Source organism: Vitiosangium sp. GDMCC 1.1324 (genome assembly GCF_003044305.1).
Taxonomy (GTDB): domain Bacteria; phylum Myxococcota; class Myxococcia; order Myxococcales; family Myxococcaceae; genus Archangium.
This window is the reverse complement of the sequence record NZ_PZOX01000017.1, coordinates 93,747-119,078: the sequence shown is the minus strand read 5'-3', so window position 1 is coordinate 119,078 and position 25,332 is coordinate 93,747. Positions and strand designations below refer to the sequence as shown.

The following is a 25,332-nucleotide window of genomic DNA, read 5'->3' as shown; positions in this document are numbered from 1 at the left end:
GCCAACAGCATGGAAGAGCGTTTCTCTGCGGAGTCCCTCATCAAGCTCGTGCATCGCTACTACCCTTCGGGGCTTCATGAAGATGATCCGCGCCATAGGCAGAGCGAGGAATACAAGCGGTTGGTGGCCGCGAAGCAGGCTGCAATGAAGGATGACGCGGCTTGGAAGGGCTTCCTGCAGCGTGTTCGCGAGCAACTCCCCGATTGCCTCCAATGGGACTTGCGGGCCCTTCGTTATGATCCGAGCCGCCATGTCCGGGTCTATCTGCCTGGCACGAAGGGGGAGCAACGCGAGAAGAAGTGCGTCGTGGTGTACGTGAGCATCCTGGCTCCGGTGCATTTCCTTCATGCGTCTCAAGAGGTGGAACTGGACGAGGAACGATCGCACTCCGAGGCGTGGTTTCCTCCATTTCCTCCCGAACTCCAGCCTCTCGAGGCGAAGCTGGACGCGCTCGCTCGTGAGTCGTTCAGCTCCGTTCGGTTGCCCAATGACGTGCTCTTCACCCCTGTGCCGGACCTCCAGGTGTGCAACACCGGCTTCGGCAAGGTGAATCTCCTCCACTGCCTCTTCTCCGACAGCATCTGGTGAGAGGTCCCGCTGGGTCTCGGGTCCAGCGCCCGCGCTCCCAGTGCGGTTCGGGGGATGTCAAGGTCGGCCCCCGGACGGCCGGACAGGGGGCTCCTGAAGGAAGAATTTGACTCCGGGCCCGGGGCCGTCTGCACTCCCGGCTCCATGTCCCGCCGCGCCCCTTCCTGGCTCCTGCTCGTCCTGCTCGTGTTCGCCGGCTGCTCCCGTTGTGGGGAGAAGCAGGTCGGCGCGACGGCGGCCAACCCCGCCCGCTTCCTGCCTCGCGGCGCCCAGGCCTCCGTCGTCGTCCCCGACCTCGGGGCCCTCGGTGAGAAGCTCGCGCGCTTCCAGAAGCTCAAGCTGGCCAACTTCGTCGCCCAGCTCCAGAACGCCTCGTCCGCCGAGTCCTACGTCTCCAGCATCATGCGGCAGGTGGGCGTGGACCTGCGCAGCCGTCAGGCCATGGAGGCCGCTGGCATCGACCCGGCCCGGGGCGCGGGTGCCTCCCTGCTCGGTGGAGACCAGGCCTTCTCCGTGCTCGGGGTGAAGGACGAGAAGACCCTGACGGCCACCTTCGCGAAGCTCGCCCGCGAGCGCCTCGGCGCCTCCCAGTCCGCCGAGAGCAAGGTCCCCGGCGGCACGCTCGTCACCTTCAGCCGCCCCAACGCGCAGCAGCCCTCGCTCGGGCTCCTCTTCACCGAGGGCTATGCCCTGCTGGGCGCGGGCGCCATGGTGTCCCAGCTCTCCGGCTACGCCACCATGCCCGCCGAGAAGTCGCTCCTCCAGGAGCCGCTCCTCACCGCCTCGCTCAACCGGCTGCCCGCCGAGCGCGACTTCTACGCCTTCCTCCCCGGTGGCATCGGCTTCCTCATCCCGGCAGGCACCACCCAGTCCGTCACCGTGGCGGGCTCCCTCGGTGAGCGCGCGGTGACGCTGCGCCTGGATACGCCCTGGCCCGACACGCAGGCCTCGCTCGCCGCGCTCACTCCCCAGCAGGCCCCGGAGCTGCTCGGCTACCTCCCGGAGGACAGCTTCTTCGTGGCGCGCTACCGGGGAGACCCCTCGCAGCTCAGCGGCATCTGGCCCTACCTCGTCGGCTCCTCCGTCACCCAGGCCGTGCAGCAGAGCGGCTTCGACCTGAAGGGCGAGGTGCTCGACAAGCTCAAGCCCGGCCTCGTCGCGGGCGTGTCCCTGGCGCCCACCGCGCAACTCGGTGGCGGCATGCCGTCGTTGGACCCACGGCGCACCAACCCCTTCCGCTTCATTCACCTGGTGGTGGTGGGCGAGTCCAAGGACGCGGCCGCCTTCGCCTCCACGCTGGAGAAGGTGCCCCCCGTCGCCCAGCGCTTCGGCGCCGAGGTGAAGCCCACGGACATCAACGGCCAGCGCGTCTACTTCACCTCGTACCGGCAGGGCGAGGGCGCGCACTTCGCCGAGGTGGGCGACAAGGTGGTGCTCGCCGCGCCTCAATCCCGCCTCGAGGCGGCGCTCACCCGGCTCAAGGGCCCCGCTGGCAAGAGCCCCGTGGCCGAGGACGTGCGCAGCGCGCTCCAGGGTCCGGTGTTGGGCGCGGTGTTGGACCTGAATCGCCTGTCCGACTCCGTGAGGGCGCTCCCCTCCGAGGCCTGGGGCATCGGCGGCTTCGCCATCAAGGCGACCACGGTGCGCTGGCTGGACGCCACGGATGATCTCCGCGCGGTCACGCTGGGCCTCTCCGAGAAGGAGAAGGCCCTGCAGGCCGAGCTCACCCTCTGGTTGGCACCCCATTGATACGCGCACGCGACATCGTCAAACAGTACCGGGACGGGGACGGCACCGAGGTGCGGGTCCTCGATGGACTCTCGCTCGACGTGGCGGACGGTGAGTTCGTCGCGGTGGTGGGCCCCTCCGGCAGTGGCAAGTCCACGTTGCTGCACCTGCTCGGCGGCCTGGATGTGCACTACCAGGGCGACGTGGAGGTGGCCGGCGTGAAGCTGGCCGGGCTCTCCGACAAGGAGCTCGCGCGCTTCCGCAACCAGCACGTGGGCTTCGTCTTCCAGTCCTTCCACCTCATCCCCAACCTGTCCGCGGTGGAGAACGTGCTGATGCCCTCGCACTTCGGCCCCGCCTCTCCCGAGGCCCGCAAACGCGCCGAGTCCCTGCTCGACCGGGTGGGTCTGCTGGCCAAGAAGGACCGCGCCCCGGTGCGGCTCTCCGGCGGCGAGCGCCAGCGCGTGGCCATCGCCCGGGCCCTCTTCACCGGCCCCCGGCTGCTCTTGTGTGACGAGCCCACCGGCAACCTCGATGCCGCCACGGGCGCCGGGGTCATCTCGCTCTTCCAGGAACTGCACCACGAGGGCCTCACCCTGCTCGCCGTCACCCACGAGGATCGGATGAGCTCGGCGGCGCGGCGCGTGCTGCGCCTCAAGGAGGGCCGGCTCGTCGAGGAGCCTCGTCCCGCGCTGGCGGGAGGTCTGTCATGAGGCTGGCGGCGCTGTCCCAACTGGTGCGGTTGAGCCTCGCCCGCGAGCGGCGCGGCGCGTTCTTCTCCGCCTTCGGCGTGGCCATGGGTGTGGGGGCGCTCGTCTTCTTCCTGGGCCTGGGCCTGGGGGTGGGCCGAGTCATCCGCGAGAAGATCTTCCCCAACGACGCGCGGCTGGTGGACGTGGTGCCTCCGGCGGTGTCGCTCGGATCGTTCCTCGGCGGAGGCAAGCTGGACGCGGCCATGGTGGAGCGGCTCCAGGCGCTGCCGGATGTGGAGAAGCTCTACCGGAAGATGAACGTGCGCGCCCCCGCGGCGAGCCTCTACAACGGGGACTTCTTCGGCCGGAAGATCCGCATGGGCATGGACGTCCTCACGGTGGGGGTGGACCCCGGCCTCGTCGAGGGCGACGTGCAGATGGGGAAGTTCGTGGACCCGGGGCCGGGCCAGCCGCTGCCGGCCCTCATCTCCACGCGCCTCCTGGAGATCTACAACAACACCTTCGCCCCGGCCCGCAAGCTGCCGACGCTCGCCCCGAGCATGCTCGTGGGCTTCACCCTGCCCGTGGACTTCAACCGCTCCTATGTGACGGCCCCGCTGCCCAACGTTCCGACCCTCTCCACCCAGGTGCAGGTGGTGGGCGCGTCCGACCGGGCGCTGCTCGCGGGCGTCACCGTCCCGCTGGACACGGCCATCCGCCTCAACCGTGAGCTGGGCCAGGACTCGGAGACGTACACCGGCATCACCCTGGTGGCCACCAGTCCCGGCGCGGTGCCGGGCCTCGTGGCGGCGGTGAAGGAGATGGGCCTGGAGATCGACGACCAGGAGCGGCGGCTCGCGGAGAACGTGGGCGCGGCGGTGACGCTCACCACGTCCGCGCTGGCCCTCCTGTCCATCCTCATCTGCGTGCTCGCGGCGGTGAACATCGCCCACGCGCTGAGCGCCTCGGTGCGTGCGCGGGCCAAGGAGATCGGCGTCATGCAGGCGGTGGGTGCCTCGCGCGCGGACGTGCGCAACATCGTCCTGGCCGAGGCGGGCGTGGTGGGCCTGGTCGGTGGGTTCCTCGGCACCCTCGCCGCCATCCTCCTGGCGCTGCTCATGGACCGGCTCGCGGTCTCCTATCTGCCGCAGTTCCCCTTCAAGCCCGACAGCTTCTTCTCCTTCCCCTGGCCCGTGGTGGTGGGGGGAGTGGTGCTCGGGCTGCTCGCCGCGGTGGCCGGAGCCTGGTTCCCCAGTCACCGCGCTGCCGCCACCGACCCTGCCCGGACGCTCGCTGGATGAAGCTGCCCACGTACAAGACGCTCCTCGCCAACGCCGCCTGTCTGCTCACCCTCGGGTGGCTCTACGGGGGGGACCTGCGCGACGCCCTGCGCGCCCGAAGCGCCGAGGTCTCCGCCTTCCTGGCCCCGCCCCCGGTGGTGTGGCCCTCCCTCGTGCTGGCCGCCACGGCGGTGGCGCTCGGGACCGTCCTCTGGGGTGTGTCCCGGGACCGCGCCGAGGGCTTCAAGGGCTACCGGCTGCTGCCCATCCTCCTGGTGAGCGCGCTCTTCTTCGACCTGGTGCTCGCCGAGAGCCAGATGCCCCTGCGCTCCGAGGACCTGGCCGCCCTGGCGCTGAGCCAGTTCCAGGAGAAGGCCTCGGCGCTGGCCCGTGGGCAGACGGTCCCCTCGGACCCGGCGGTGTTGGAGCCCCTGCTGAAGGAGCTGGGGGCGCCGCCGTACCTGGTGCGAGGCGTGCCCGCGCGGGCCTGGTCGCTCCAGGTGCGTCAGGAGTGCCAGGGCCCCGTCCAGGAGGCGCCGGGCCTGGCGGTGGGGACGCTCATCTACTGCGTGGCCCCCGGGCGCGGCTCGGCCTGGGTCTCCCTGGTGGGCCTCCCAGCAGGCGAGCGCTTCGGCCTCCCCTCGGTGCTCTCCGTGGAGGGGCAGCCGCACGTGGCGATCGTGCGACCCGCACTCCCCGAGGAGCGCGAGGCACCCGAGGCGGGCGAGGAGGAGGAGTCCATCGAGGTGCCCTTCCAGGTGGCGCCCGGGGCTCCGACCCCCGATGTTGCCCTGGAGGCCACGGACGCTGGGGCTGTGGCCCCGGCTCCTACTCCCTGAGGGGGGCGGGGGATGGAGGGGTGGAGTCACTTCGCGCGGTTGACCCTGTGGAGGGGCGGTCGATAGGCTCGGTCATCTACCACCGAGCCACGTAACCCCCCGTGACGACCACTCAACCGAAGCGGCAACCCATCCCGTTTGGGAAATATCTCCTCCTCGACCGCATCAACATCGGCGGCATGGCGGAGGTGTGGCGCGGAAAGATGTTCGGCGCGGGAGGATTCGAGCGCCTCGTCGCCATCAAGCGGATTCTTCCGAACATCGCCGAGGACGATGAATTCATCACGATGTTCATCGACGAGGCGAAGATCAGCGTCCAGCTGAACCACGCCAACATCGCGCAGATCTACGAGCTGGGGCAGATCTCCAACAGCTACTTCATCGCGATGGAGTACATCCCCGGCAAGGACATGCGGGCCATCTTCGACCGGTGCCGGAAGAAGGGTGAGCCCGCGCCCGTGCCGCTGGTGGCCTTCGTGGTCTCCAAGATGTGCGAGGGCCTGGACTACGCCCACCGCAAGAAGACCAACCAGGGCCAGGACCTCAACATCGTCCACCGCGACATCTCGCCGCAGAACGTCCTCATCTCCTTCGAGGGCGAGGTCAAGGTCATCGACTTCGGCATCGCCAAGGCGGCGGGCAAGGCCACCAAGACGCAGGCCGGCATCCTCAAGGGCAAGTTCGGCTACATGAGCCCGGAGCAGATCCGCGGCCTGCCGCTGGACCGGCGCAGCGACATCTTCGCCATCGGCGTGTGCCTCTACGAGATGCTCACCGGCGAGCGGCTCTTCGTGGGCGACAGCGACTTCAGCGTGCTGGAGAAGGTGCGCAAGGCCGAGGTGGCTCCGCCCTCCACGTACAACCGCCGCATCCCCGAGGCGCTGGAGAAGATCGTCCTCAAGGCGCTCGCGCGGGACGTGGACGAGCGCTACCAGTACGCCAACGAGCTGGGCGACGACCTGCAGCGCTTCCTCCTCACCTCGGAGTCCATCTTCGGGCGCAAGGACCTCATGCAGTACATGAAGTCCACCTTCGCCGAGGACGTGGAGCGCGAGAAGCAGCGGCTGCAGGAGTACGCGGACATCAAGACGCCCGAGGGCATGCTGGCCGCCATCGAGATGGGCTTCAGCGGCGCCTCGTCGGCTCCGCCGGCGCCCACTCCCGCGCCGGTGCCGAGCCTGCCGCCCGTGTCGCCGCCGATGCCCGCCACCCCGTCCCTGGGGGGTGTTCGCCGCTCGCCCACGCTGGGCGCGCTGCCCAAGCTGACGGCCGCCGCGCCCGCCCAGCCCAAGCCGGAGGAGGAGTCCGGGGCGACCATGGTGGTCAACAGCCCCGATTTCGAGGATCCGACGACCCAGCCCGGGCTCGTGGGCCCCGGGCGCACCGTGACGCCCGTGGAGGTGCCGCGCGCGCCCATCATCGACGAGCAGCCGCCGCAGCGTGTCCCCAGCTTGCGGATGCCGCCGGTGATGTCGCCCCCACCGAGGCCTCCGGCGCCTCCGCCCGCCTTGGAGAGCACCACCGTGGGCCGTCAGGGCCGTCACACGATGGATGGGCTGCGCACCGTCCGGCCGTCGGAGCCTCCCGTCTCCGAGCCGCCCGTGGGCATGCCGCCGCGGCCCTCGCAGTCCCTCCCCGTGGCGGCCCCTCGGCTCCAGCCCACGATGTCGGCTCCGCCCCTCCTGGACGAGGACACGGGGCCGGTGGATGAGCAGGAGGAGGAGTTCCCGACGCCTCTCGCCACGCCGATGCGCTCGGCCACGGGCGTGACGCGGGCTCCCGTTCCGCCTTCCTCGCAGGCCCAGGCGAGCGCGGCGCCCAACCGCCTGCCGCTCATCCTGGGGCTCGCCGCCGCGGTGCTGCTGGTGTTCGCGGGCGTGCTGGGCTTCATCATGACGCGGCCGGAGCCCACCGGTTTCATCTTCGTGAATCTGCCCTCCGGGGTGCGGCGGGTGAACATCAACGGTCAGGATCTGAAGGACGTGTCCCAGACCGGGCCCATCCTGCAATCCGTGAAGGCCGGCCCCGCCGTGGTGATGCTGAGTGTCGAGGGCTACAAGCCGGTGACCCAGACGGTGGTGGTCAACGAGGGAATGACGCCCACCCCCTTGCCTGATGTGAAGTTCGAGCGCGAGGTGCAGCTGGCTCGCGTGGTGGTGGTCACCCAGCCGCCGGACGCGGAGCTGAAGGTGGATGGCAAGGTGGTGCGCGAGAAGGGCAGCAGCGCGACCTACATCGGCGAGGTGCAGGCGGGCACCGAGGTGGTGGTGTCGGCCAGCGCGCCGGGCTTCAAGCCCGCCCAGCAACGCATCAACCCGTCGGGCGGCGACAAGCCCATGGACGTGCAGCTCAAGCTCGAGCCGGATGGCTTCGAGGTGCAGGTGCTGTCCACGCCTGCCGGGGCCACGATCGTCGCGGGAGGCAAGGAGTATGGCGTCACCCCCCAGACGGTGCGCCTGCCCCTGTCCGTGAAGCAGGTGGGGCTGCGCCTGCGTTGTCATGATGACGTGGACGTGGATGTGAATCCCGCCGGGGGCGTGGCCGCCCCGGTGAGGGAGCGGCTGAAGAAGCAGCGCGGCTGCCGGTAATCTGACAACCAGACAGGCGCCCACCCGGCTGGGGTGGGCGCGAGTGCCCCGTGAAGGGGCTGGAGGGGTGTGTCCGTGACCAAGTCACGAAAGGTGGATGCAGCGGATCCGCTCGCGGGTCTGCCGGGGTGGGCCCGGAAGCTGGCCCAGAAGTACTACACGAAGACGGTCAGCACCTTCCTGCTCTATGGGGCGGTGAGGGACCTGCAGCCCACCACGCAGGAGGACGGCAGCCGGAGCTTCGGGCCCCTGCGCACCTTCCTCTCCGAGGAGCTCTTCGGCGGGCGGGACCACGTCATCTTCTACGACCGCTCGTCTGGCGTCCGGGCCTCGTCTCCGGAGACGCAGAAGGAGCTGCAGCGGACGATGGCCGGCTATGACGCGGTCTACGGCACGGACTACGCCAAGAGCCTGCCGAGAGACCCGGCCCGGGCGCTGCAGATTCTGGAGAACTTCCTGCGGATGCGCGTGAGCGAGGGCAAGTCGCTGGCGCTCATCATCGACTTCGCCGAGACGCTGGTGCCGGGCGGGGAGATGAGTCACCTGTCCGCCGAGGACCGCTTCGTGCTGGCCACGCTGGAGAAGTGGGCGCACGACCCGCAGTTCCTCGCGGGAGACATGTCCGTGGTGCTGCTGGCGGAGAACCTGGCGGACATGTCGCAGCGCCTGTCGCGCAACCCGTACGTGGCCACCATCGAGCTGCCCCTGCCCACGGAGGAGGAGCGGCTGGAGTACGTGCGCTACAAGCTGGAGGGCAAGAAGCTGGCGGCGGTGTCGGACGTGCCGCTGGCGGGCCTGGCGAAGATGACGGCGGGCCTGTCGCGCATCAACCTGGACCGCGTCCTCACCGAGGCGCTCGAGCAGGGCGTGCGGATTACCTCCGATCTCCTCAAGGAGAAGAAGAAGGAGCTCATCCAGGCGGAGTGCCACGGACTGCTCGAGTTCATCGAGCCGGTGCACACGCTGGACGCGGTGGCGGGCCACGGCAAGGCGAAGGAGATGCTGCGCAACGCGGCCAACGCGCTGAAGAAGGGACGCATCGAGGTGATGCCGATGGGCTACCTCGTGAGCGGCCCGGTGGGCACGGGCAAGACGTTCCTGGTGTCCTGCTTCGCCGGAGAGATTGGGATTCCCGTGGTGAAGTTCCTCAACTTCCGCAGCCAGTGGCAGGGAGTCACCGAGGCCAACCTGGAGAAGATCTTCAACCTGCTCAAGGCGCTCTGGCCGGTGGCGGTGATGGTGGACGAGGCGGACACCTTCTTGGGCAACCGGGACTCGGGAGGGGACTCGGGGACGAGCAGCCGGGTGTTCGGCTCCATCGCCTCGTTCATGGGCAACACGGTGTACCGCGGGAAGATCGTCTGGTTCCTGATGACGGCGCGGCCGGACCTGCTGCCCATCGACCTCAAGCGGCAGGGCCGAGCGGAGGAGCACCTGGCGCTGTTCTATCCGGAGACGGATGCGGAGCGAGAAGAGCTCTTCAAGGTGATGCAGAAGAAGACGGGCCTGAAGCTGGAGGTGGCGTCCATCGGGGAGCTGATTCCGACGGGGACGCGGCAGCTGAGCGGAGCGGACATGGAGGCGGTGCTGGTGCGCACGCGCTTCCGGGCGCTGGCCCAGGGGCGGGAGCAGGCGACGGTGGAGGACCTGAAGGCCGTCTTCGAGGACTTCGTGCCGCCGAGCTACCCGCTGGAGATTGAGTTGCAGAACCTGGTGGCGGTGCAGGAGTGCACCAGCCGGGAGCTGCTGCCGGAGAGCTTCCGGCGATTGGACCGGGACCACATCACCCGGCGCGTGCGCGAGCTGAAGCTGCTGCTCGAGCAGGGCTGAGGCCGCTCCCCGAGGCGCCGGGCCGCGCGGGCTACGGCGCCCTCACCACCAGCCGCAGGCCGGTGGGCAGCCGGGTGGTGTCCTTGATGTTGTTCCAGCGCTTGATGTCCTCCACGGACACGCCGTAGCGCTGGGCAACGCTCCACAGGGACTCGCCGGCGGCCAGCTCGTGGATGGTGCCCGGGCGGCCCGCGTTGCCCGCAGGGGCCCGCTGGGCGATGACCGTGCCCGCGCGCTCCTCCACCTGCTTGGGCGCGTTGTCCGGCCACACGTACAGCACCGAGCCCACCTTCAGGGCCTTCTTGCTGGCGCGCACCGTCAGGTTGTTCCACTTGCGCATGTCGTCCACGTTCACCTGGAAGCGCTGGGCGATGGCCCACAGGCTGTCTCCCGACTGCACGCCGTAGGTGATGCGCTTGCGGCCGCTGATGCTCTCCGTCTTGATGGGGCCGGTGGCCACCGGGCCTCGCGGCGTCCCCGCGGGCACCTCGTCCTCGGGGCGCAGCACCGTCACGCCACTGCGCCGCGCCTGCGCCACCTTGCGCGCCAGCGCGCTGTCCGTACCGGCCGCGTCCTTGCCGCCACCACCGCGTCCGGCCGGCACGGGAACCACCAGCTCCGCGCCCAGCTTCAGCGTCCGCACGCTCTTGAGCCGGTTCATCTGCAGGATGGCCTCGGGCGCCGTACCGTAGGAGAGGGCGATCTGCGACAGTGTGTCGCCCCGCTTCACCTTGTGCACCCGGAAGGTGAGCCGCTCCTTGGGCGAGATGCGGGCGAAGTTCTCCGCGAACGGGTGGGCCGTGCCCTTGGGCAGCCGCAGGACGTAGGGGTTCCTCGCGCTCGCCGGCGGCGTGCACCAGCGCCTCAGCTCGGGGTTGAGGTCCTGGAGCTGAGTGACCGTCACTCCGGCCGCCCGGGCAATCACGTCCAGGTCGGTGGCGTCGTTGATCTTCACCTCGTCGAAATCGAGGGGCTGCTCGTAGACGAACTCGCCCTCGGAGAAGCCGAAGGCCGCCGGGTGTTTGGCGATGAGCGCCGCGGCGATGAGCTTGGGCACGTAGTGCCGCGTCTCCAGTGCCAGTCCCTTCTCGTCCGGAGAGGAGATCGCCCAGAAGTCGTTCGTGCCCAGCCGGTCCATCAGCCGCTTCACCCGGCCGCTGCCCGTGTTGTAGCCCGCCCACGCCAGGTACCAGTGGCCCAGCTCCGAGTAGAGGTCCTTCAGGTAGCGCGCTGCCGCATAGGTGGCCTTGATGGGATCCTTGCGCTCGTCCACCCAGAAGTCCTGCTGCAGCCCGTACTGGCGGCCGGTGCTGGAGATGAACTGCCACGGCCCGGCGGCGTGCGCCCACGAGTAGGCGCTGGGGGAGAAGCCGCTCTCAATCATCGCCAGGTACACCGTGTCGCGCGGCAGCCCCTGGGCTTCGAGGATGGGCTGCATCACCGGCAGGTAGCGCGTGGAGCGGCCCACCCACTTGGTGAACCACTTGCGGCCCGGCCCCTGGAAGAACTGGATGTACTGGGCCACCAGCGGCTGCATCTCCACCGGGATGTCGTAGCGGGCCTGCACTCGCGCGATGTCGAAGTTGGACAGGTCCGTGATGAGCGGCAGCTCTCCGGTCTCCTCGTCCTCGCGGAAGGTGGGCTCCTCCAGCGCGTCCAGCATGCGCAGGCGCAGCGGGTTGGCCACGCCCAGGCGGCGCAGCGACTGGAGCACCTCGGCGTTGGGCTTGGCGCCGGGGTCCAACGTGGCGCCCTCCAGGGCCCGCATCTCCTCGAGCTCGGTGGACTCCGTGGCCTCCGGGTTCTCCCCCGGGTCGTTCTCCAGGTCCTGGAGGACTTCTTCGGCGGACTGGAGGGGCACCTCGGGCTCCTGGGCGGAGGCGAGCACGCGCATTCCAGGAGGCGGCGGAGGCCTCGGCACCGCGTCCTTGGACGGGGACGGCGGAACCGAGGCGAGGACCAGGAGGATCAGGCTGAAGGACGGCATGGTCACCTGGGAGCCGGCTGCCGGGTGGGCCGGGCTGGTTGGAGTCACAAGTGTTCGATGCTTTTCGCGCCACTCAAACAAGCATCCAGACGGGCCATCTTCCCTCCGGATGCTGCGAACGGGAAGAAACGTACCGCCTGGATGTGTGTCACGGTCCGCGCTTCACTGCCGGTGGCTGGCCATGACCGGGGCCGAGGATCTTCGGGACGTAGGCCGCGAAGTCGAAGTGGGGCGAGTTCTCCCGGTTGTGGCAGGTGACGCACACGGAGGCCCCCGGTTTGGCGGTGATGTTGTCGGGGGAGGGGTCCGCGACGTGGAGGGAGCCCGGGCCGTGGCAGCTCTCACAGCCGACGCTCTCGCGGCCGGCCACCTTGTCCAGGCGGCACACCCCGCCGGGCTTCTCCCAGCCGGTGACGTGGCAGCCGGTGCAGTTGAGGTGGAACTGCTTGCCCACCGTCTCCAGCGTCTTCCAGGCCTCGTGGTGCTTGGAGGCCTCCCACACCGGGAAGGACTCCGCATGACACTCGGCGCAGGCGGCGCTGCCCACGAAGGCGGCCTGGCCCTTCTCGGGGGCCGGACAGTCCTGCCCGTGCGCCTTGGCCCACTCGAGGTTCATCTTCCCCACATCCGCGTCGTAGGCATTCACCACCGCCTGGGCGTCGGGGTCCGAGGGGAGGGTGGACTCCAACGGGACGAAGCGCAGGCTGAAGCTGTCGGTGTCCCCGGTCGCGGCCACGGGCGCGGTGAGCAGGGCCTGCCGGCGCGCCACCAGCTCCTCGCGCTTCTGCTGCTTGAGGCTCTTGAGCTGGGGATCAACGCCCGGGAGGTTGATCTCCTTGTCCAGCAGCTCCAGGCGCCGGTCGATGGAGGCGGCCTCCTTCTCGCTGTCCTCGGCGGTCTTCTGGAGGGTGAAGCGGCCCGGCTTCGAGCCGTAGGCCAGGTCCACGCGCAGCAGCGAGCGGCCCTTGCTCTGCAGCGCGACCACGGGCACCGCGTCGCGCGTCAGCTTGTTCTGCTCGCCGTCGAACTCGGAGGCGGTATGGGTGGCCAGCACCAGGTCCACGCCGAGCTCCGGCGTGGCGGCGGCCCGCTGCGCGTCCTCCACGGTGCCGTGGAAGAGGCCCACCACGAAGGAGGCGCCCCCGGCACGGGCCTTGGCGGCGGCCTGCTTCAACCCGGCCGCGTCCGAGGCGCTCACCACGCCCACCTTGCGCGCCCCCGCGTTCAGCACCTTCTCGCCGCCGGCCTCCAGCTCGGGCAGTCCCAGCCCCCGGCGGAAGTCGGCGCCCCGCGTGTCGTCCAGCTCGCCCACCGCGCGCACCGCGAGGCCCATGCGCTTCATGGCCTCGGCGAGCGCCCGGGCCTTGCGCTCCTCCTGGGGCACCTGGTCCGGCTTCAGGGTGGGGCTGCCGAAGAGTCCGTCGCCGCCATCCACGTAGAGGACGGGCAGGGCGCCCTTGCGTGCTTCCTGGAGCTGCGCGGCCGCGCGAGCGATGCCCCCGCGCATGTTCTCGCTGCAGCCGCAGGGGCCCAGGTAGCCGCGCAGGTCGGCGGACAGGAAGAGGATGGCGCCTGGAGCATCCGCCTTCGTGGAGGCGCTCACGCTCGAGGAGGACTCCGCCTCGGCGGGCCGCTCCTGCTTGCGCGAGCATCCCGACAGCGCCGCCCACAGCACCAGGCCGGTGACGAGCGCTCTCACGGCGTCACCAGATGATGCTCTGCACCAGCTCGTCGATCTTCTCACCCATGGCCTCCAGGCCGTTCACCTTGGACAGGCTGCCGTCGGCACCGACCTGCTCGGCCAGCTTGCTCAGCTCGTCGTCCGGGAGGCTGGAGAAGAGGATGATGGGGATGTCCTGCGTGCCGTACTCGTTCTTGAGCGTGCGGCAGATGTCCGTGCCCTTGGCCTCGGGCATGTGGATGTCCGTGAGGATGAGGTCCGGCTTCCACGCCTGCAGGGTCTTCTCGAACTCCATCAGCGTGGACGTGGCGACGACCTCGTAGCCGCGCGCCTCCAGCACGGCCTTCTCCATGGCGAGGGTGATCTCGCTGTCGTCGATGAGGAGGATTTTGCGCTTCTCTTGCACGGCGACCTCTTACCTTGGCGGCCTTTTCTAGCCTATCGCTGTTGATGGCTCCAAGGCTTTCCCGCCCGGCTGGAATCCAGGGGGAAGGAAGCCGTCAGCCCCCCTGGAGGCCGAGCAACCTTCCAGCACATTGGTCTTGCGGGGCGGGGCGGGGGTGGGCAGTAAGAAGCGGCCATGAGCCGCGCCCTGATTGGACTGTGCCTCCTGCTGTCCATCGTCCTCCCTCCGAGGGCCTGGGCCCTCAACGCCGGCCTGGGCGAGCCCCCGTCCGTGGTGGACCGGCAGACGCCCTACGCCGCGGCCAAGGGCTTCTCCGACGCCGTCCACCGGGGGGACTACGGCCTGGCCGCGCACTACCTGGACCTGGACTTCCTCCCCCTGGCCAAGCAGAAGGAGGAGGGCGCCCGGCTGGCCCGGCGGCTCAAGTACGTCCTGGACCACAAGCTGCCCCTGGGGGCCATCGCCAACCTGAGCAGGGAGCCCGAGGGAGACCCGGAGAATCCCCGCTTCGACCAGGTGGACGCCCTCGTGGTGGGCGACACGCTCTTCCCCATCCGGCTCGCCCGCGTGCACGCCGGAGGTGAGCAGGTGTGGGTGTTCAGTGAGGCGACGGCGAGGGCGATTGATCCGCTCTACGCGGAGTACGGCCCGGTGGTGGGCGAGCTGCTGCCGCCGGTGTTCTTCGAGAAGCCGGTGCTGGGGTTGGAGCTGTGGCAGTGGCTGGGCCTGCTGGTGACGCTGGTGGGGGCGGGCGTGCTGTGCGTGGTGCTCGAGCGGCTGTCGCTGGCGCTGCTGGGGCGGCTGGCGAGCTGGACGCGGGTGACGTGGGACGACGCGCTGGTGCCCGCGGGCCAGGGGCCGCTGCGGCTGCTGTACTTCGCGGTGTTCGGAGCGCTGGGGACGACGCTGCTGCTGCTGCCGCCCACGGCCCGCTTCCTGTCCACCCACCTCTTCACCACGCTCACCATCGTCTCGGTGGCGTGGTTCATCCTGCGCTTCCTCCGGTTGACGTCGCAGTTCGTCCAGCAGTCGGTGACGAAGCAGTCGAAGGACGCCGCGCGCGCCCGGGGACTGCACACCCAGCTGGCGGTGCTGCGCTCGGTGTTCGAGGCGACCACCTATATCGTCGCCACCGCCCTGCTGCTCATGCAGTTCGAGACGGTGCGCAACGTGGGCGTGTCGCTGCTGGCCTCGGCCGGTATCGCCGGCCTCGTCATCGGTCTGGCCGCGCAGAAGTCCATCTCCTCGCTGCTGGCCGGCATCCAGCTGTCCATCACCCAGCCCATCCGCATTGGGGACCAGGTGGTGGTGGAGAACGAGTTCGGCACGGTGGAGGAGATCACCCTCACGTACGTGGTGGTGCGGGTGTGGGACGAGCGGCGGTTGGTCATCCCCATTGCCCAGTTCCTCGACAAGCCCTTCCAGAACTGGAGCAAGGGCGGGCAGAGCATGCTGGGCCCGGTGCGATTGCTGGTGGACTTCTCCACGGACATGGATGCGCTGCGGATGGAGCTGCGGCGCATCCTGGACAACGAGGGCAAGGATCTGTGGGACGGGCGGGTGGCCACCGTGGTGGTGGAGGATGTCCTGGACCGGACGATGCAGGTGCGTGTGCTGGTGAGCACCATGCCGGGGACCCTCTTCGACCTGCGCTGCCTGGTGCGCGAGAAGATGATGGAGTACCTGCGTTCGCGGCCCCTGTGGCTGCCCACCACGCGCACCGAGTCGCGCGCGGCGCTCCAGCCCCCAGCGGGCGAGCAGGCATCGCCTCCACCACCCGGTCCTCCTCGCGCTTGAGCGTGTTCGCCACCATGAAGACCCGCCTCATCGTGTCCCTCTCGCTCGCCGGACTCCTCGCCGCTTGCGGCGGGCGTATCTTCCCCCGTGGCTCCGGTGAGGACCCGGACACCGTCGAGAAGGTGTCGGGTCCATTCAACGAGAACGACCTGCAACACATCTCCAAGAAGATGGTGCTCGCGCTGGCCAACGCGCGGCGCTTCGCCCAGCCCGGCCAGCAGCTCCCGGTGGTGCGGGTGGGCCCGCTGAAGAACAAGACGCCCGAGCCCATCGACATGGTCTCGCTCGGAGACACGATCCAGACGGGGCTGGCCCAGACGGGCCGGTTCGCCCCGCTGGACACGGCTCCGGGCGAGCAGGCCAGCGCCGACTACGTGCTCACGGGGGAGCTCTCCTCCTTCGTCCACCGGGCCGGCAACGACCAGCTCGTCTATTACAAGCTGACCGCGAAGCTGAACAACGTGCGCACGGGCACCGTGGAGTGGACGGTCGAGCGGGAGATCCGCAAGAAGTTCGAGCAGATGCCCGTCACCTGGTAGTCCCGCGTTGCCCGGGAGGTGGAGGAGAGGCCGGGCGCACGTCCGCGGAGGGCGCAGCTATGACGGAGAGTCCGCCTCGCTCTCCACTGCCGGGAGAGGATGCCACCCGATTGCACCAATCTGTGCTAGGTGTCGCCACCCCAGCCGGACACCCCATGCCTGTCGCAGTAGCCCTCTCCTCCTATTCGCTGATCATCCTGTTGGGCGCCGTCGTGGGGGCGCTGGTGGTGGTGTTCACCCAGACGCCGACGAAGCTGGTGACGTTCCTGGCCTTCGCGGCGGGGGTGATGTTTGGCGCGGCGTTCTTCCACATGCTTCCCGAGGCGTACCACGGGGGAGGCTTCTGGGCGTTCGCGCTGGTGCCGGCGGGGTTCGTCTTCCTGATGGTGTTGGAGCGCTATGTCCTCACGCACGCCTGCGAGGAGCCGCCCGAGTGCACGGAGCATGTGCACGGGCACGCGCTGGGGCTGACGGCGTTCCTGGGGCTGTCGGCGCACACGCTGTTCGACGGCATCGCGCTGGGCTCGGCGGTGAAGGAGGGCGTGGGGCTGATGGCGCTGCTGGCCATCACCTCGCACAAGATTCCCTCGTCGCTGTCCCTGGCCTCCATCCTCAAGGCCGAGGGGAAGAGTTCGGCGCGCATCCTGGGCTTCTCGATGCTGTACGGGCTGATGGTGCCGGTGGGGGCGGTGATGTACTTCGCCTTCGACGCGGTGCTGCGCTTCGAGTCGCTGGCCTCGAAGGCGCTGGCCTTCTCGGCGGGCACCTTCCTGTACGTGGCGGTGTCGGACCTGCTGCCGCACGTGAACCGGCATGGGAAGGACAACCGGGGGCGCAACCTGGTGGCGCTCGCGGCGGGCCTGCTGCTGATGCTCGCGCTGGCGCAGGTGATGGATCTCCCGGGGCACCACTGAACTGCGCAGCTCCCGGCTTCTCACCAGCGCTCGAGCGTGGTGCGGCCTCACTGGCGAGCGGGTAGGCGGCCGCATCGTGAGCGGACGGCGGGAGCAACCCCGGGCTGGCCGGGCGCTCTCCGGCTGCAGGGCGCACCCCGAAGCCCCACCCTGAGTCCTGGAGCGTGGTGCGAACGGGAGGAGAGCATGCTCACCGTCGAGGAACTGATGACCCGGGATCTGGTCACCCTGGATGAGGACGACGACCTCGTCCGGGGAGATGACCTGCTGGCCGAATACGACATCCGCCACCTGCCCGTGGTGAAGGACGGAAGGCTGGTGGGACTGGTGAGCCACCGGGATCTGATCCGGGCCCTGGCTCGTCACGAGCGGACTCCGGGCGCGCCGCCGGCCCAGGTGCGCGACGTCATGACGCGCTCGCTGGAGACGTTGAAGCCGACGAGCTCGGTGCACGAGGCCATCCACAAGATGCTCGACCGCAAGTTCGGCTGTGTGCCGGTGGTGGAGGACGGCGGCCGCCTGGTGGGGCTCCTCACGGAGACGGACCTCATCCGGCTCGCCGATCGGCTGCTGAGCCAGGAGGAACGGCACTGAGCGCTCATCCCAGGGCAAGGGACCTGGCGGCCGCGGCTGTCTCCGGGTCCCGATGACCGCGCTTGATTTTCATGCCGCAGCGCCGAGGATGCGCGCCGCCGCGAGCGCGGCATCCCAGCCCATGCAACGACTCTCCGACTGGTACGACCATCCCGAGTATTACGAGGCCATCTTCGGCACGGACACCGAGCGGGAGCTGGACTTCCTGCTGGAGGTGGGCCGCCGCTATGGCACGGGCGGCAAGCTGCTGCTCGAGCCCGCGTGTGGAGCGGGCCGGTTCGTGGCCGAGGCCGCGCGCCGGGGCTACCAAATGGTGGGTTACGACATCTCCGAGAAGATGCTGGCCCACGCGCGGCGGCGCCTCACTCCGGCACAGCGCCGGCGGGTGCGCCTCTATCCGTCACGCATGGAGACGTTCTACCAGCCCGAGCTGGAGGGGAAGGTGGACCTGGCGTTCAACCTGGTGTCCACGTTCCGCTACCTCGACAGCGAGAAGGCGGCGCTCGCGCACCTGGAGGGGACGCGGCGGTTGCTGAAGCCCGAGGGCCTGTACGTGCTCGGCTTCCACCTGACGGACTACGAGCGGAGCAAGGCGGAGCACGAGCGCTGGGTCGAGCGGCTCGGGAAGGACACGGTGGTGTGCAACACCCACGAGGGGTTGCCGGAGCGCCGTCTGAGGCGCTCGGCCATGCGCAACCGGCTGCGGATTACAGGGCCCGGGAAGGACCTGTTCATCGAGACGCACTGGTATTTCCGCACGTACGACCTGACGCAGACCCGGAGTCTGTTCCGCAAGGCGGGGCTCCAGGTGCTGGCGGTCTACGACTTCGACTACCAGGTGGATACGCCCCGGAAGCGAGGCGAGATCCGACTCGACAGCATCTTCGTCTTGAGGCGGGCATCGGCGGGAGCTGACGATTAGCCTGGGTGCGTCATGAATGCAGAGCCCAACGCCCGTCCATCCCTGACCGTGCCTCCCATCCCCGCGGTGCTGCTCTCCATCGTGAGCGTGCAGGGTGGCGCGGCCGTGGCGAAGATCCTGTTCCCGGCGCTCGGCCCGGCGGGCATGTCGGGCATGCGCATCACGCTCAGCGCCGCCGTGTTGTTCGCGGTGCTTCGTCCGTCGCTCGCGCGCCTCACCCGCGCACAGTGGGTGGCGGTCATCCCCTATGGGCTGACGCTCGGTGCCATGAACCTCAGCTTCTACCTGGCGCTCGAACGCATCCCGCTGGGCCTGGGCGTCACGCTGGAGTTCATGGGGCCGCTCGCGCTCGCGGTGTTCGGGTCTCGGTGGGCGCTGGACTTCCTGTGGGCGCTGCTCGCTGGCGCGGGCATCGTGCTCCTGGCTCCGTGGCGCGGGGGCGCGGAGTCGCTGGACCTGCTCGGCGTGGTGCTGGCGCTGGGGGCGGGCGCGTTCTGGGCGGGGTACATCGTGCTGGGCGGGCGCGTGTCGCGGGTGTTCGACGGCGGGCAGGGCGTCGCGGTGGGAATGCTGTTCGCCACGTTGGTGGTGTTGCCCGTGGCGCTCGCGGGTGGAGTCGTGTCGCGCCTGACGCCCCCGCTGTTCGCGGCGGGGTTCGCGGTCGCGCTGCTGTCGAGCGCGCTGCCGTTCACCCTGGAGATGATGGCACTGCGCGTCCTCCCGAGCCGCACCTTCGGCATCTTGATGAGCCTGGAGCCCGCGGCGGCGGCCATCGCGGGGCTGCTGTTCCTGCGCGAGCAGCTCTCCGCTTTGCAGTGGCTCGCGGTGCTGTTCGTGAGCGCCGCGTCCGCGGGCTCCGCCCTCACCGCGAGCCGTGTCCCTCGGCCTGTCGAGACCTGAGCGCTCGCCCAGGCCCAGTGGCCTCAGTGGGACGCTTCCTCCCGAGGCTCCTCCTCGCGGGTGGCCGAGAGGCTGGAGCCGGTGAGCTTCCGTCCCTGGACGCGGGTGTTCATCACGTCCTCTTTCGTCACGAACTCCGTGTAGAACACCGCCGCACGCCCGGCCCCGTTGGAGACGACGATGGGGTTGTACTCGGGCTCGTCGTGCCGGGCGATGGGCCTCCCACCGGGGTCGCGCACCGAGCCGTCGGGCCGGATGCGCGCTCCGTGCACGTCCACGGGCTCGTTCTCGGGAATGAACGAGCCGTTCTCCTCCCAGACCAACCAATGGTCCGAGCCATCGAAGGTGGCGGTGGGCCGCATCCGGAAGGCCTCACCCGCTGAGACGGTGATGGGCGTGGCGTCCAGGAGGGCGCCACTCGCGCTCACGCGGGCCGCGGAGATCCTCCAGCCGGCCTCGAACGAGCCTTCCGCCCACGCCACCAGCACGTTCGTCCCGTCGAAGGACAGCGCGGGTGCCTCGCTGAGGGCCGGACCCGGACCGATGAGGAGCCCCGGTGAGTCGAGCACCGTGCCGCTCTCCGACACGCGAGCGCCGCGGATGCTCGTCTCCGTGTCGAACTTCGTGAAGTCGAAGTGCACCCAACTGACGAAGGAGTGGTCACCGGCCTGGATGACCGAGGGCGTCTCCTCGGTAACGAGGGTGCCCGCGATGAGGAAGCCGCCGGGGTCCAACACTCCGCCGGTGGCGCTGACGCGGGTCCCGAAGATGTCGGTGACGTTGCCGAACTCGCCGCTGGTCCGCCCGTCCTCCCAGACCACCAGGAATCCGGCTCCGGAGGCGGCCACCGCGGGGTTGGACTGGATGTCGTCCAGCGCGGCGATGGGCAGACTGGAGGCGTCCAGCAGCACGCCCGCGCTGCTCACCCGGGCCCCGCGGATGTCCCGGTCGAAGGTATCCGGCGAGACGTCCTCATCCCAGACCACCAGGAAGGTGGAGCCGTTGAAGGCCACGGAGACGGTTCCCGGATTGAGCCCGGTGGGCAACTGGAAGGGAGGGCCGAGGACGCGGCCATCCGTGCGCACGCGGGTGGCCAGCAGTCGTTCCTTCTCGCCGGCGCGTGTCTCTCGCCAGACGACGAGGTACTGGCCATCGCCATAGGCGGAGGCAGCCAGCGTCTGCGCGGTGGCCGAGCGGGTGAACAGCAGGGGCGGCGAGTCCTGGACCGTCGTGTCGTGCTTCACCCGGGTGCCGAGGATGTGGCTCACCGTGCTGAAGGGATCGGCGCCCGCGGCCTCGTCGCTGAACGTGACGAAGTAGTGGTTGCCATTCGAAGCCACCGCGGGGGCGCTCACTTTGGGGAAATCCCCGGAGGAAGGCAGGGAGAAGCCCGAGGGATCCAACACCTCGCCGTCATCCGACACGCGGGCGCCACGAATGAGGAAGTCCTCCTTGCGGGTGTCGCTCCAGACGACGAGCGATTCGCAGTCGTCGTGAGCCAGCCGCGGGGCGGACTGTGCTCCAGGATGGGCGGCGATGGGGAAACCCGTGGGCTCCTCCACGCTCAGGTCGCGGCGCACCCGGGCACCGAAGATGTCCGGCTCCCCGCCACGGCTGTCCTCCCAGACGACGAGGAAGCGCTCCCCGGTCCAGGTCACGTCGGGGTTGACCTGGCCAGCGGGCGCCGTGATGAGGGGCACGCCTCTTCCATCCAGCACCGTGCCGTCCTTCCTGACGCGATTCCCGAAGATGTCTCCCCCATCCCCACCGCGCTCATCGCTCCAGACGACCAGGAACTGTTTGCCGTCCCACGCCACCGCGGGATCAAACGCGTTGTTGAACCCAGGGGAGAGGGACTGCCGCTCGAGCACCTTGCCCCGCGAGTCCACGCGCGCGGCGACGACGACGTTCTCGTCATCACCGGAGACGGTGTAGGCCACCAGGCACAGCTTCTTCGTACAGGCGATACCGGGTGGACCGCCTATCTCGTCGCTGAAGCCGAGCGTGAGATGGCGGCGCACGTCTCCATCGCCCTCCACGTGGGCGCCGAGGATGCCATCCGAGCTCACCCAGACGACCACGAACTGGGTGCCGTCATACGCCACGCGGGGCTGGCCGCCACTCAGGCCGGTGGTGAGGTTGAGCGGGATGCCCGCCGGGTCGAGGATGCGGCCATCGGGCTTCACGCGCGCACCGAAGACGCGGCCGGTGCGTGAGTCCTCCCAGACGACCAGGTACACCTCGCCGTCGAATGCCACGGAGGGTCCGGTGAACCCCGTGCGTTGTGCCTCCAGGACGGGTTTGCTCACGTCGAAGGGGCCGGAGATGCCGGAGAGCTGTGCCTCCGGGGCTCGCGACTCCATACCGTCCGCCTGGGCCTCCAGTGGCAGGCCCTCGGCGTCGGGCTCGTCCTCTGGCAGCGGCCCACACGCGAGGGCCAGCGTTCCAAGCCAGACAGCACCCCACCGCGCCAGCCGCGCGGCTCTCTTGCCAATCGGTCCCATGTTCCCCCCCTCTGGTCGGGATATGGGGCGCAACGTCATGTCCGCCCGGCGATGGGGCAATCCACCCGGAGGGGCGAGCCCTCATACAACCGCACACTGTTGGTGACAGGCGGGTCTGGCTTCGGACAGCGTGGCCCCCTGAGGGGCCGAGCAGGCTACGACATCCGTTCGTCGTGAACCGGGAGCTGTGATGGGTGCCGCGGCAGCCGCACGGTGAAGCGGGTGCCCTCCTCCACGGTGGAGCGCACGTCGAGGGTGCCACCGTGGCCGAGGACGATCTGCCGGGTGATGAAGAGGCCCAGCCCAAGGCTCCCCTGGCCCGCCCCGGCCTCCGGCCCCCGCCGGTAGGGTTCGAAGAGGCGTGGCAGCGCCTCGGGAGGAATGGGGCGCCCCTCATTGTGCACCTCGAGCAGGAAGCTCGAGTCATCGCTCCGGGCAGACACCTGCACGGGCGTGCCCTTCGGGCTGTGTTGCAACGCATTGCCCACCAGGTTGGTGACGACCTGGGCCAGCCGGTCCCCATCCCATTCGCCCCGGCCATCTCCGTGGGCCTGGAACGTGATGAGCCGATCGGGCCAGGCAAGCCGCACCTCCGTCACCACCCGCCGGACATGCTCGTGGAGATCCAGGGGCTCGCGGTGGACGGGGAGGCCCCGCATGCGCGCCTGGGTGAAGTCGAGCAGATCTCGAATCATCCGGCTGGCCCGGTCCGCCGAGGTGTGGATGCGGCTGGCCGTCTTCGTGGTGCGTTCGTCCACGTCCTCTCGCTTGAGCAGGGTGGTGGCGGACAGGGCGATGGCGTTGAGGGGCGTGCGCAGGTCGTGACTGACGATGGCCACCACGTCCTCGCGCTCCCGGATGGCTTCCTGGGCCTCCTGGTAGAGCCGCGCGTTATCGAGGGCCACGGCCGCGCGATCGGCCACGCCCCGGGCCACCTCCAGGTCCGTCGAGGTACAGGTGGGGCGCGGCTGGCTCCAGCCGAAGCTGATGATGCCCAGCTTCCGGTCCCGGGCCACCAGGGGCGCGAGGATCAGGGACTTCAGGGAGAGCGCCTCCAGGAGGGCCTGGTGCTCCGCGCTGGAGGCGACGGCCGCCAGCCACTCGGGGCTGACCTCCGGCACCGCCACGGGGACGCCCCCCTCGAGGGCACGGGCCATGGGGTTGAGACCGTCCATTCGAGGCGGGTGGGGTGTCAGTTGGTGGAGGAGCGCTTGCGTCCCGGGCGCGTGGGCAGCCACCTCCACCCGGTGCAGCTGTCCGTCCTCGCCCAGCAGGTACACCAGGCAGCAGTCGCTCAGGTGGGCCACCACGAGTGAGGCGAGGCTCTTCAGGGTGGTGTGGACGTCGAGCGACTGGGACAACAGCGTGCCCACCTCGACGAACAGGGCCTGCGCGTCCTCGGCGTGCTTGCGCGCGGTGATGTCACGAACGATGCAGGTGAAGAAGCGCCCCTGGGGCAGGAGCGTCTCGCTGACGGAGAGCTCCAACGGGAAGATGCTCCCGTCCTTGTGCCGGCCCCACACCTCGCGCCCGCTCCCGTTGAGCTTGCGCACGCCCGCACCGGTGTTCCTTCTCTGGGAGGACTCGGGCACCAGATGGCGAATGTCCCGCCCGAGGAGCTCCTCGGTCGAGTAGCCGAAGATGCGCACCGTGGCCGGGTTGATGCTCTGGATGCCCCCTTGTTCGTCGATGGTGATGATGCCATCCACCGCCGTCTCCAGGATGGCCTGGAGCCGTTGGGTCGTCGCGCGCAGCACCTCCTCGGCCTGCCGCCGCGGCGAGATGTCCCGGGTGATGCTGGCGAAACCCCGCAGGCTCCCCCGGTCATTACGCAAGGCGGTGAGGAGGACGTCCGCCCAGAACCGGCTGCCGTCCTTGCGCACGAGCAGCGCCTCCGCCCGGTATTGCCCCTCGGCGGCGGCGGTACGCAGGGTCTCCTCGGCCACTCCGGCCATGATGTCGCCAGGCAGATAGAAGAGGGACATGGAGCGGCCGAGCACCTCCTCTGCCTTCCAGCCTCCGATGCGCTCCGCCCCGGGATTCCAACTGGTCACCCGGCCCTCGGGGTCGAGCATGAAGATGGCGTAGTCCTCCACGCCTTCCACCAGCAGGCGGAAGCGTTCCTCGGTCGCGCTCTCGGCGCGCTTGCGCTCCGTGATGTCCAGCACCGCAGTGGCCACGAGGAAGACCTCGCCGGCCCGGTTGCGCACCGGGGCCTGATTGACGAGCCAGTAGCGGACTTCGTCCTCCTTCCCGGGCAGGGTGCCCTTCAACTCCTGGCCGAGGAGTGGCTGCCCTGTCTCCAGCACCTTGCGGCGCATGGGCTCGAGCTGGGGGGCCACGGTGGGAACGATCTCTCCGATGGTGTGGCCCACGATCTCGTCGATGGGGCGCTGGCAGTGGTCGGCCATCATCTGGTTGACGCGCACGTAGCGCAGCTCGCGGTCGAGGAAGGCCAGGCCCACCGGGGCGGTGGTGAGCAGGGTGTCCAGCAGTGCCAGCGCCTCCTCCGTCTTCTGGCGCTCGCGCACCAACTCCGTCACATCCACCGCGTGCACGAAGACTCCATCCACCCGGCCATCCGGCGCCCGGGTGGGCGCGTAGACGAAGCTGAAGAAGCACTCCTCCGGCTCCTCCTGCCCTTGCCGGTTCACCCATACCCGCACTTCGTGGCCCGCCGCGGGCTTGCCCGTGCGGTAGACATTGTCGAGCAGCACGCGAAAGCCCTGCTCCTCGAGCTCCGGTAATGCCTCCCGGATGGGCTTGCCCACCACGTCCCGCGCTCCGGTGAGTTGGAAGAGGCGGGGATTGGCATGGGTCATGATGTGCTCGGGTCCCTTCAGCAGGACGACGATCGCGGTTGCCTCCTGGAAGAGCGAACCCAGGTACTCGCGCTGGGCTTCGACCTCGCGCAGCGGCTCCGGCACCTCGTCCCGGTGCCGTGCCTCGTCGCGCTCGCGGGTGTAGGCCTCCACCGCGTCGGCAATGCCCGTCACGAGGAAGGAGACCAGGCGCCGGACATCGGCGAGGGAGATGCGCACGTCGGGCTCCCCCACCTGGTCGAGGATGCACTCGTGCAGCACGCCATACTCACGGACCACCGCCGACAGGTCGAAGCCGGTGCGCAGGCTCGGCCCCCCGTGCGCGCGAGCCTCGGCACTCCGCTCCGGTAGCTCGGCGGCTTCCTCGTCCCCGGCCCGGTGTAGCTCCGAGGCCAGCTCCTGGAGGTAGCCCTCGATGTGGTCCTCCAGCTCGACCCGCGTCCGAGAGCCGGGTGCCAGGCCTCCGTGCAACCGCTCGAACCACTGGTGGGTGATGCCGTCTCGCCGGGACTCCAACAGGTCCGCCAGGGAGGCAGGGGCGCTCGTGGGTCGATGGGTCTCGAGGTTCACGGCGAGGCTCCTCCCCCAGAGTGGAGACAAACGCTCCGCTCTACTGAGACATCAGCAGAAGAGGAATTTAGTCCCGCTCGACAGGGATGCCCGGAGGGGCCGCACGTCCGACTCCAACCGCGGGGCGGATGCCGTGCAACGCTCGCTCTGG

General features: G+C 69.5%; 18 protein-coding genes. 13 read left to right on the top strand and 5 right to left on the bottom strand.

Annotated elements, in window-relative coordinates; genetic code table 11:
- Positions 1-9: 9 nt before the first annotated feature.
- The 7 genes from DAT35_RS38715 (at position 10) to DAT35_RS38685 (ending at position 9,545) form a co-directional block, all read left to right on the top strand.
- Complete coding sequence (locus DAT35_RS38715) at positions 10-588, top strand: YlbF family regulator (protein WP_108074304.1); 579 nt, start codon at positions 10-12, stop codon at positions 586-588.
- A 144-nt stretch (positions 589-732) separates the two neighbouring features.
- Entirely contained in the window at positions 733-2,337 is a 1,605-nt protein-coding gene (locus DAT35_RS38710; protein WP_108074303.1) for a hypothetical protein, read from the top strand.
- Positions 2,334-3,029: an ABC transporter ATP-binding protein gene (locus DAT35_RS38705; RefSeq protein WP_108074302.1), complete on the top strand. Its 696-nt coding sequence runs from the start codon at positions 2,334-2,336 to the stop codon at positions 3,027-3,029. The genes DAT35_RS38710 and DAT35_RS38705 overlap by 4 nt, the downstream gene beginning before the upstream one ends.
- Positions 3,026-4,309 carry an ABC transporter permease gene (locus DAT35_RS38700; protein WP_108074301.1) on the top strand — a complete coding sequence of 428 codons (1,284 nt, stop codon included), beginning with the start codon at positions 3,026-3,028 and terminating at the stop codon, positions 4,307-4,309. Before DAT35_RS38705 ends, DAT35_RS38700 begins: the two co-directional genes overlap by 4 nt.
- Positions 4,306-5,127: a hypothetical protein gene (locus DAT35_RS38695; protein WP_108074300.1), complete on the top strand. Its 822-nt coding sequence runs from the start codon at positions 4,306-4,308 to the stop codon at positions 5,125-5,127. The genes DAT35_RS38700 and DAT35_RS38695 overlap by 4 nt, the downstream gene beginning before the upstream one ends.
- Positions 5,128-5,228: 101 nt before the next feature.
- Positions 5,229-7,715, top strand: coding sequence for a serine/threonine-protein kinase (locus DAT35_RS38690; protein WP_108074299.1), 2,487 nt, complete (start codon positions 5,229-5,231; stop codon positions 7,713-7,715).
- A 75-nt stretch (positions 7,716-7,790) separates the two neighbouring features.
- On the top strand, positions 7,791-9,545 hold the full coding sequence (locus DAT35_RS38685; protein ID WP_108074459.1) for an ATP-binding protein: 1,755 nt from the start codon (positions 7,791-7,793) through the stop codon (positions 9,543-9,545).
- 31 nt (positions 9,546-9,576) lie between these two features.
- Here the strand turns inward: DAT35_RS38685 and DAT35_RS38680 are convergent, their stop codons facing one another.
- The 3 genes from DAT35_RS38680 to DAT35_RS38670 form a co-directional block, all read right to left on the bottom strand.
- On the bottom strand, positions 9,577-11,532 hold the full coding sequence (locus DAT35_RS38680) for a LysM peptidoglycan-binding domain-containing protein (RefSeq protein WP_108074298.1): 1,956 nt from the start codon (positions 11,530-11,532) through the stop codon (positions 9,577-9,579).
- A 148-nt stretch (positions 11,533-11,680) separates the two neighbouring features.
- On the bottom strand, positions 11,681-13,231 hold the full coding sequence (locus DAT35_RS38675) for a multiheme c-type cytochrome (RefSeq protein ID WP_108074297.1): 1,551 nt from the start codon (positions 13,229-13,231) through the stop codon (positions 11,681-11,683).
- A gap of 4 nt (positions 13,232-13,235) precedes the next feature.
- Positions 13,236-13,619, bottom strand: coding sequence for a PleD family two-component system response regulator (locus DAT35_RS38670; RefSeq protein WP_108074296.1), 384 nt, complete (start codon positions 13,617-13,619; stop codon positions 13,236-13,238).
- A gap of 174 nt (positions 13,620-13,793) precedes the next feature.
- Between DAT35_RS38670 and DAT35_RS38665 the strand changes: the two genes are divergently transcribed.
- From DAT35_RS38665 to DAT35_RS38640, 6 genes are all read left to right on the top strand, one after another.
- The gene (locus DAT35_RS38665; RefSeq protein ID WP_108074295.1) at positions 13,794-15,416 is read left to right on the top strand and encodes a mechanosensitive ion channel family protein; all 1,623 of its coding nucleotides are present in this window, start codon (positions 13,794-13,796) and stop codon (positions 15,414-15,416) included.
- A gap of 14 nt (positions 15,417-15,430) precedes the next feature.
- On the top strand, positions 15,431-15,955 hold the full coding sequence (locus DAT35_RS38660; protein WP_108074458.1) for a penicillin-binding protein activator LpoB: 525 nt from the start codon (positions 15,431-15,433) through the stop codon (positions 15,953-15,955).
- Between the two features lie 155 nt (positions 15,956-16,110).
- The gene (locus DAT35_RS38655) at positions 16,111-16,869 is read left to right on the top strand and encodes a ZIP family metal transporter (RefSeq protein ID WP_108074294.1); all 759 of its coding nucleotides are present in this window, start codon (positions 16,111-16,113) and stop codon (positions 16,867-16,869) included.
- Between the two features lie 186 nt (positions 16,870-17,055).
- Positions 17,056-17,463, top strand: a complete 408-nt coding sequence (locus DAT35_RS38650) for a CBS domain-containing protein (protein WP_108074293.1) — start codon at positions 17,056-17,058, stop codon at positions 17,461-17,463.
- A 121-nt stretch (positions 17,464-17,584) separates the two neighbouring features.
- Positions 17,585-18,385 (top strand): bifunctional 2-polyprenyl-6-hydroxyphenol methylase/3-demethylubiquinol 3-O-methyltransferase UbiG, encoded by an 801-nt coding sequence (locus DAT35_RS38645; protein ID WP_108074457.1) that lies wholly within the window; start codon positions 17,585-17,587, stop codon positions 18,383-18,385.
- A 12-nt stretch (positions 18,386-18,397) separates the two neighbouring features.
- Positions 18,398-19,285, top strand: a complete 888-nt coding sequence (locus tag DAT35_RS38640) for a DMT family transporter (protein WP_108074292.1) — start codon at positions 18,398-18,400, stop codon at positions 19,283-19,285.
- Positions 19,286-19,308: 23 nt separating this feature from the next.
- Here the strand turns inward: DAT35_RS38640 and DAT35_RS38635 are convergent, their stop codons facing one another.
- A complete protein-coding gene (locus DAT35_RS38635) occupies positions 19,309-21,789 on the bottom strand; it encodes a hypothetical protein (RefSeq protein WP_108074291.1) in 2,481 nt (826 codons plus the stop codon).
- Positions 21,790-21,944: 155 nt separating this feature from the next.
- Positions 21,945-25,181 carry a PAS domain S-box protein gene (locus DAT35_RS38630; RefSeq protein WP_158502088.1) on the bottom strand — a complete coding sequence of 1,079 codons (3,237 nt, stop codon included), beginning with the start codon at positions 25,179-25,181 and terminating at the stop codon, positions 21,945-21,947.
- Positions 25,182-25,332 lie beyond the last annotated feature (151 nt).

What these genes read in the sequence shown, in the direction of transcription:
- DAT35_RS38715 (WP_108074304.1), top strand. Translation starts at nt 10, where the DNA reads ATGGAAGAGCGTTTCTCTGCGGAGTCCCTCATCAAGCTCGTGCATCGC.
- DAT35_RS38710 (WP_108074303.1), top strand. Translation starts at nt 733, where the DNA reads ATGTCCCGCCGCGCCCCTTCCTGGCTCCTGCTCGTCCTGCTCGTGTTC.
- DAT35_RS38700 (WP_108074301.1), top strand. Translation starts at nt 3,026, where the DNA reads ATGAGGCTGGCGGCGCTGTCCCAACTGGTGCGGTTGAGCCTCGCCCGC.
- DAT35_RS38695 (WP_108074300.1), top strand. Translation starts at nt 4,306, where the DNA reads ATGAAGCTGCCCACGTACAAGACGCTCCTCGCCAACGCCGCCTGTCTG.
- DAT35_RS38680 (WP_108074298.1), bottom strand. Translation starts at nt 11,532, where the DNA reads ATGCCGTCCTTCAGCCTGATCCTCCTGGTCCTCGCCTCGGTTCCGCCG.
- DAT35_RS38665 (WP_108074295.1), top strand. Translation starts at nt 13,794, where the DNA reads ATGAGCCGCGCCCTGATTGGACTGTGCCTCCTGCTGTCCATCGTCCTC.
- DAT35_RS38660 (WP_108074458.1), top strand. Translation starts at nt 15,431, where the DNA reads ATGAAGACCCGCCTCATCGTGTCCCTCTCGCTCGCCGGACTCCTCGCC.
- DAT35_RS38655 (WP_108074294.1), top strand. Translation starts at nt 16,111, where the DNA reads ATGCCTGTCGCAGTAGCCCTCTCCTCCTATTCGCTGATCATCCTGTTG.
- DAT35_RS38650 (WP_108074293.1), top strand. Translation starts at nt 17,056, where the DNA reads ATGCTCACCGTCGAGGAACTGATGACCCGGGATCTGGTCACCCTGGAT.
- DAT35_RS38645 (WP_108074457.1), top strand. Translation starts at nt 17,585, where the DNA reads ATGCAACGACTCTCCGACTGGTACGACCATCCCGAGTATTACGAGGCC.
- DAT35_RS38640 (WP_108074292.1), top strand. Translation starts at nt 18,398, where the DNA reads ATGAATGCAGAGCCCAACGCCCGTCCATCCCTGACCGTGCCTCCCATC.
- DAT35_RS38635 (WP_108074291.1), bottom strand. Translation starts at nt 21,789, where the DNA reads ATGGGACCGATTGGCAAGAGAGCCGCGCGGCTGGCGCGGTGGGGTGCT.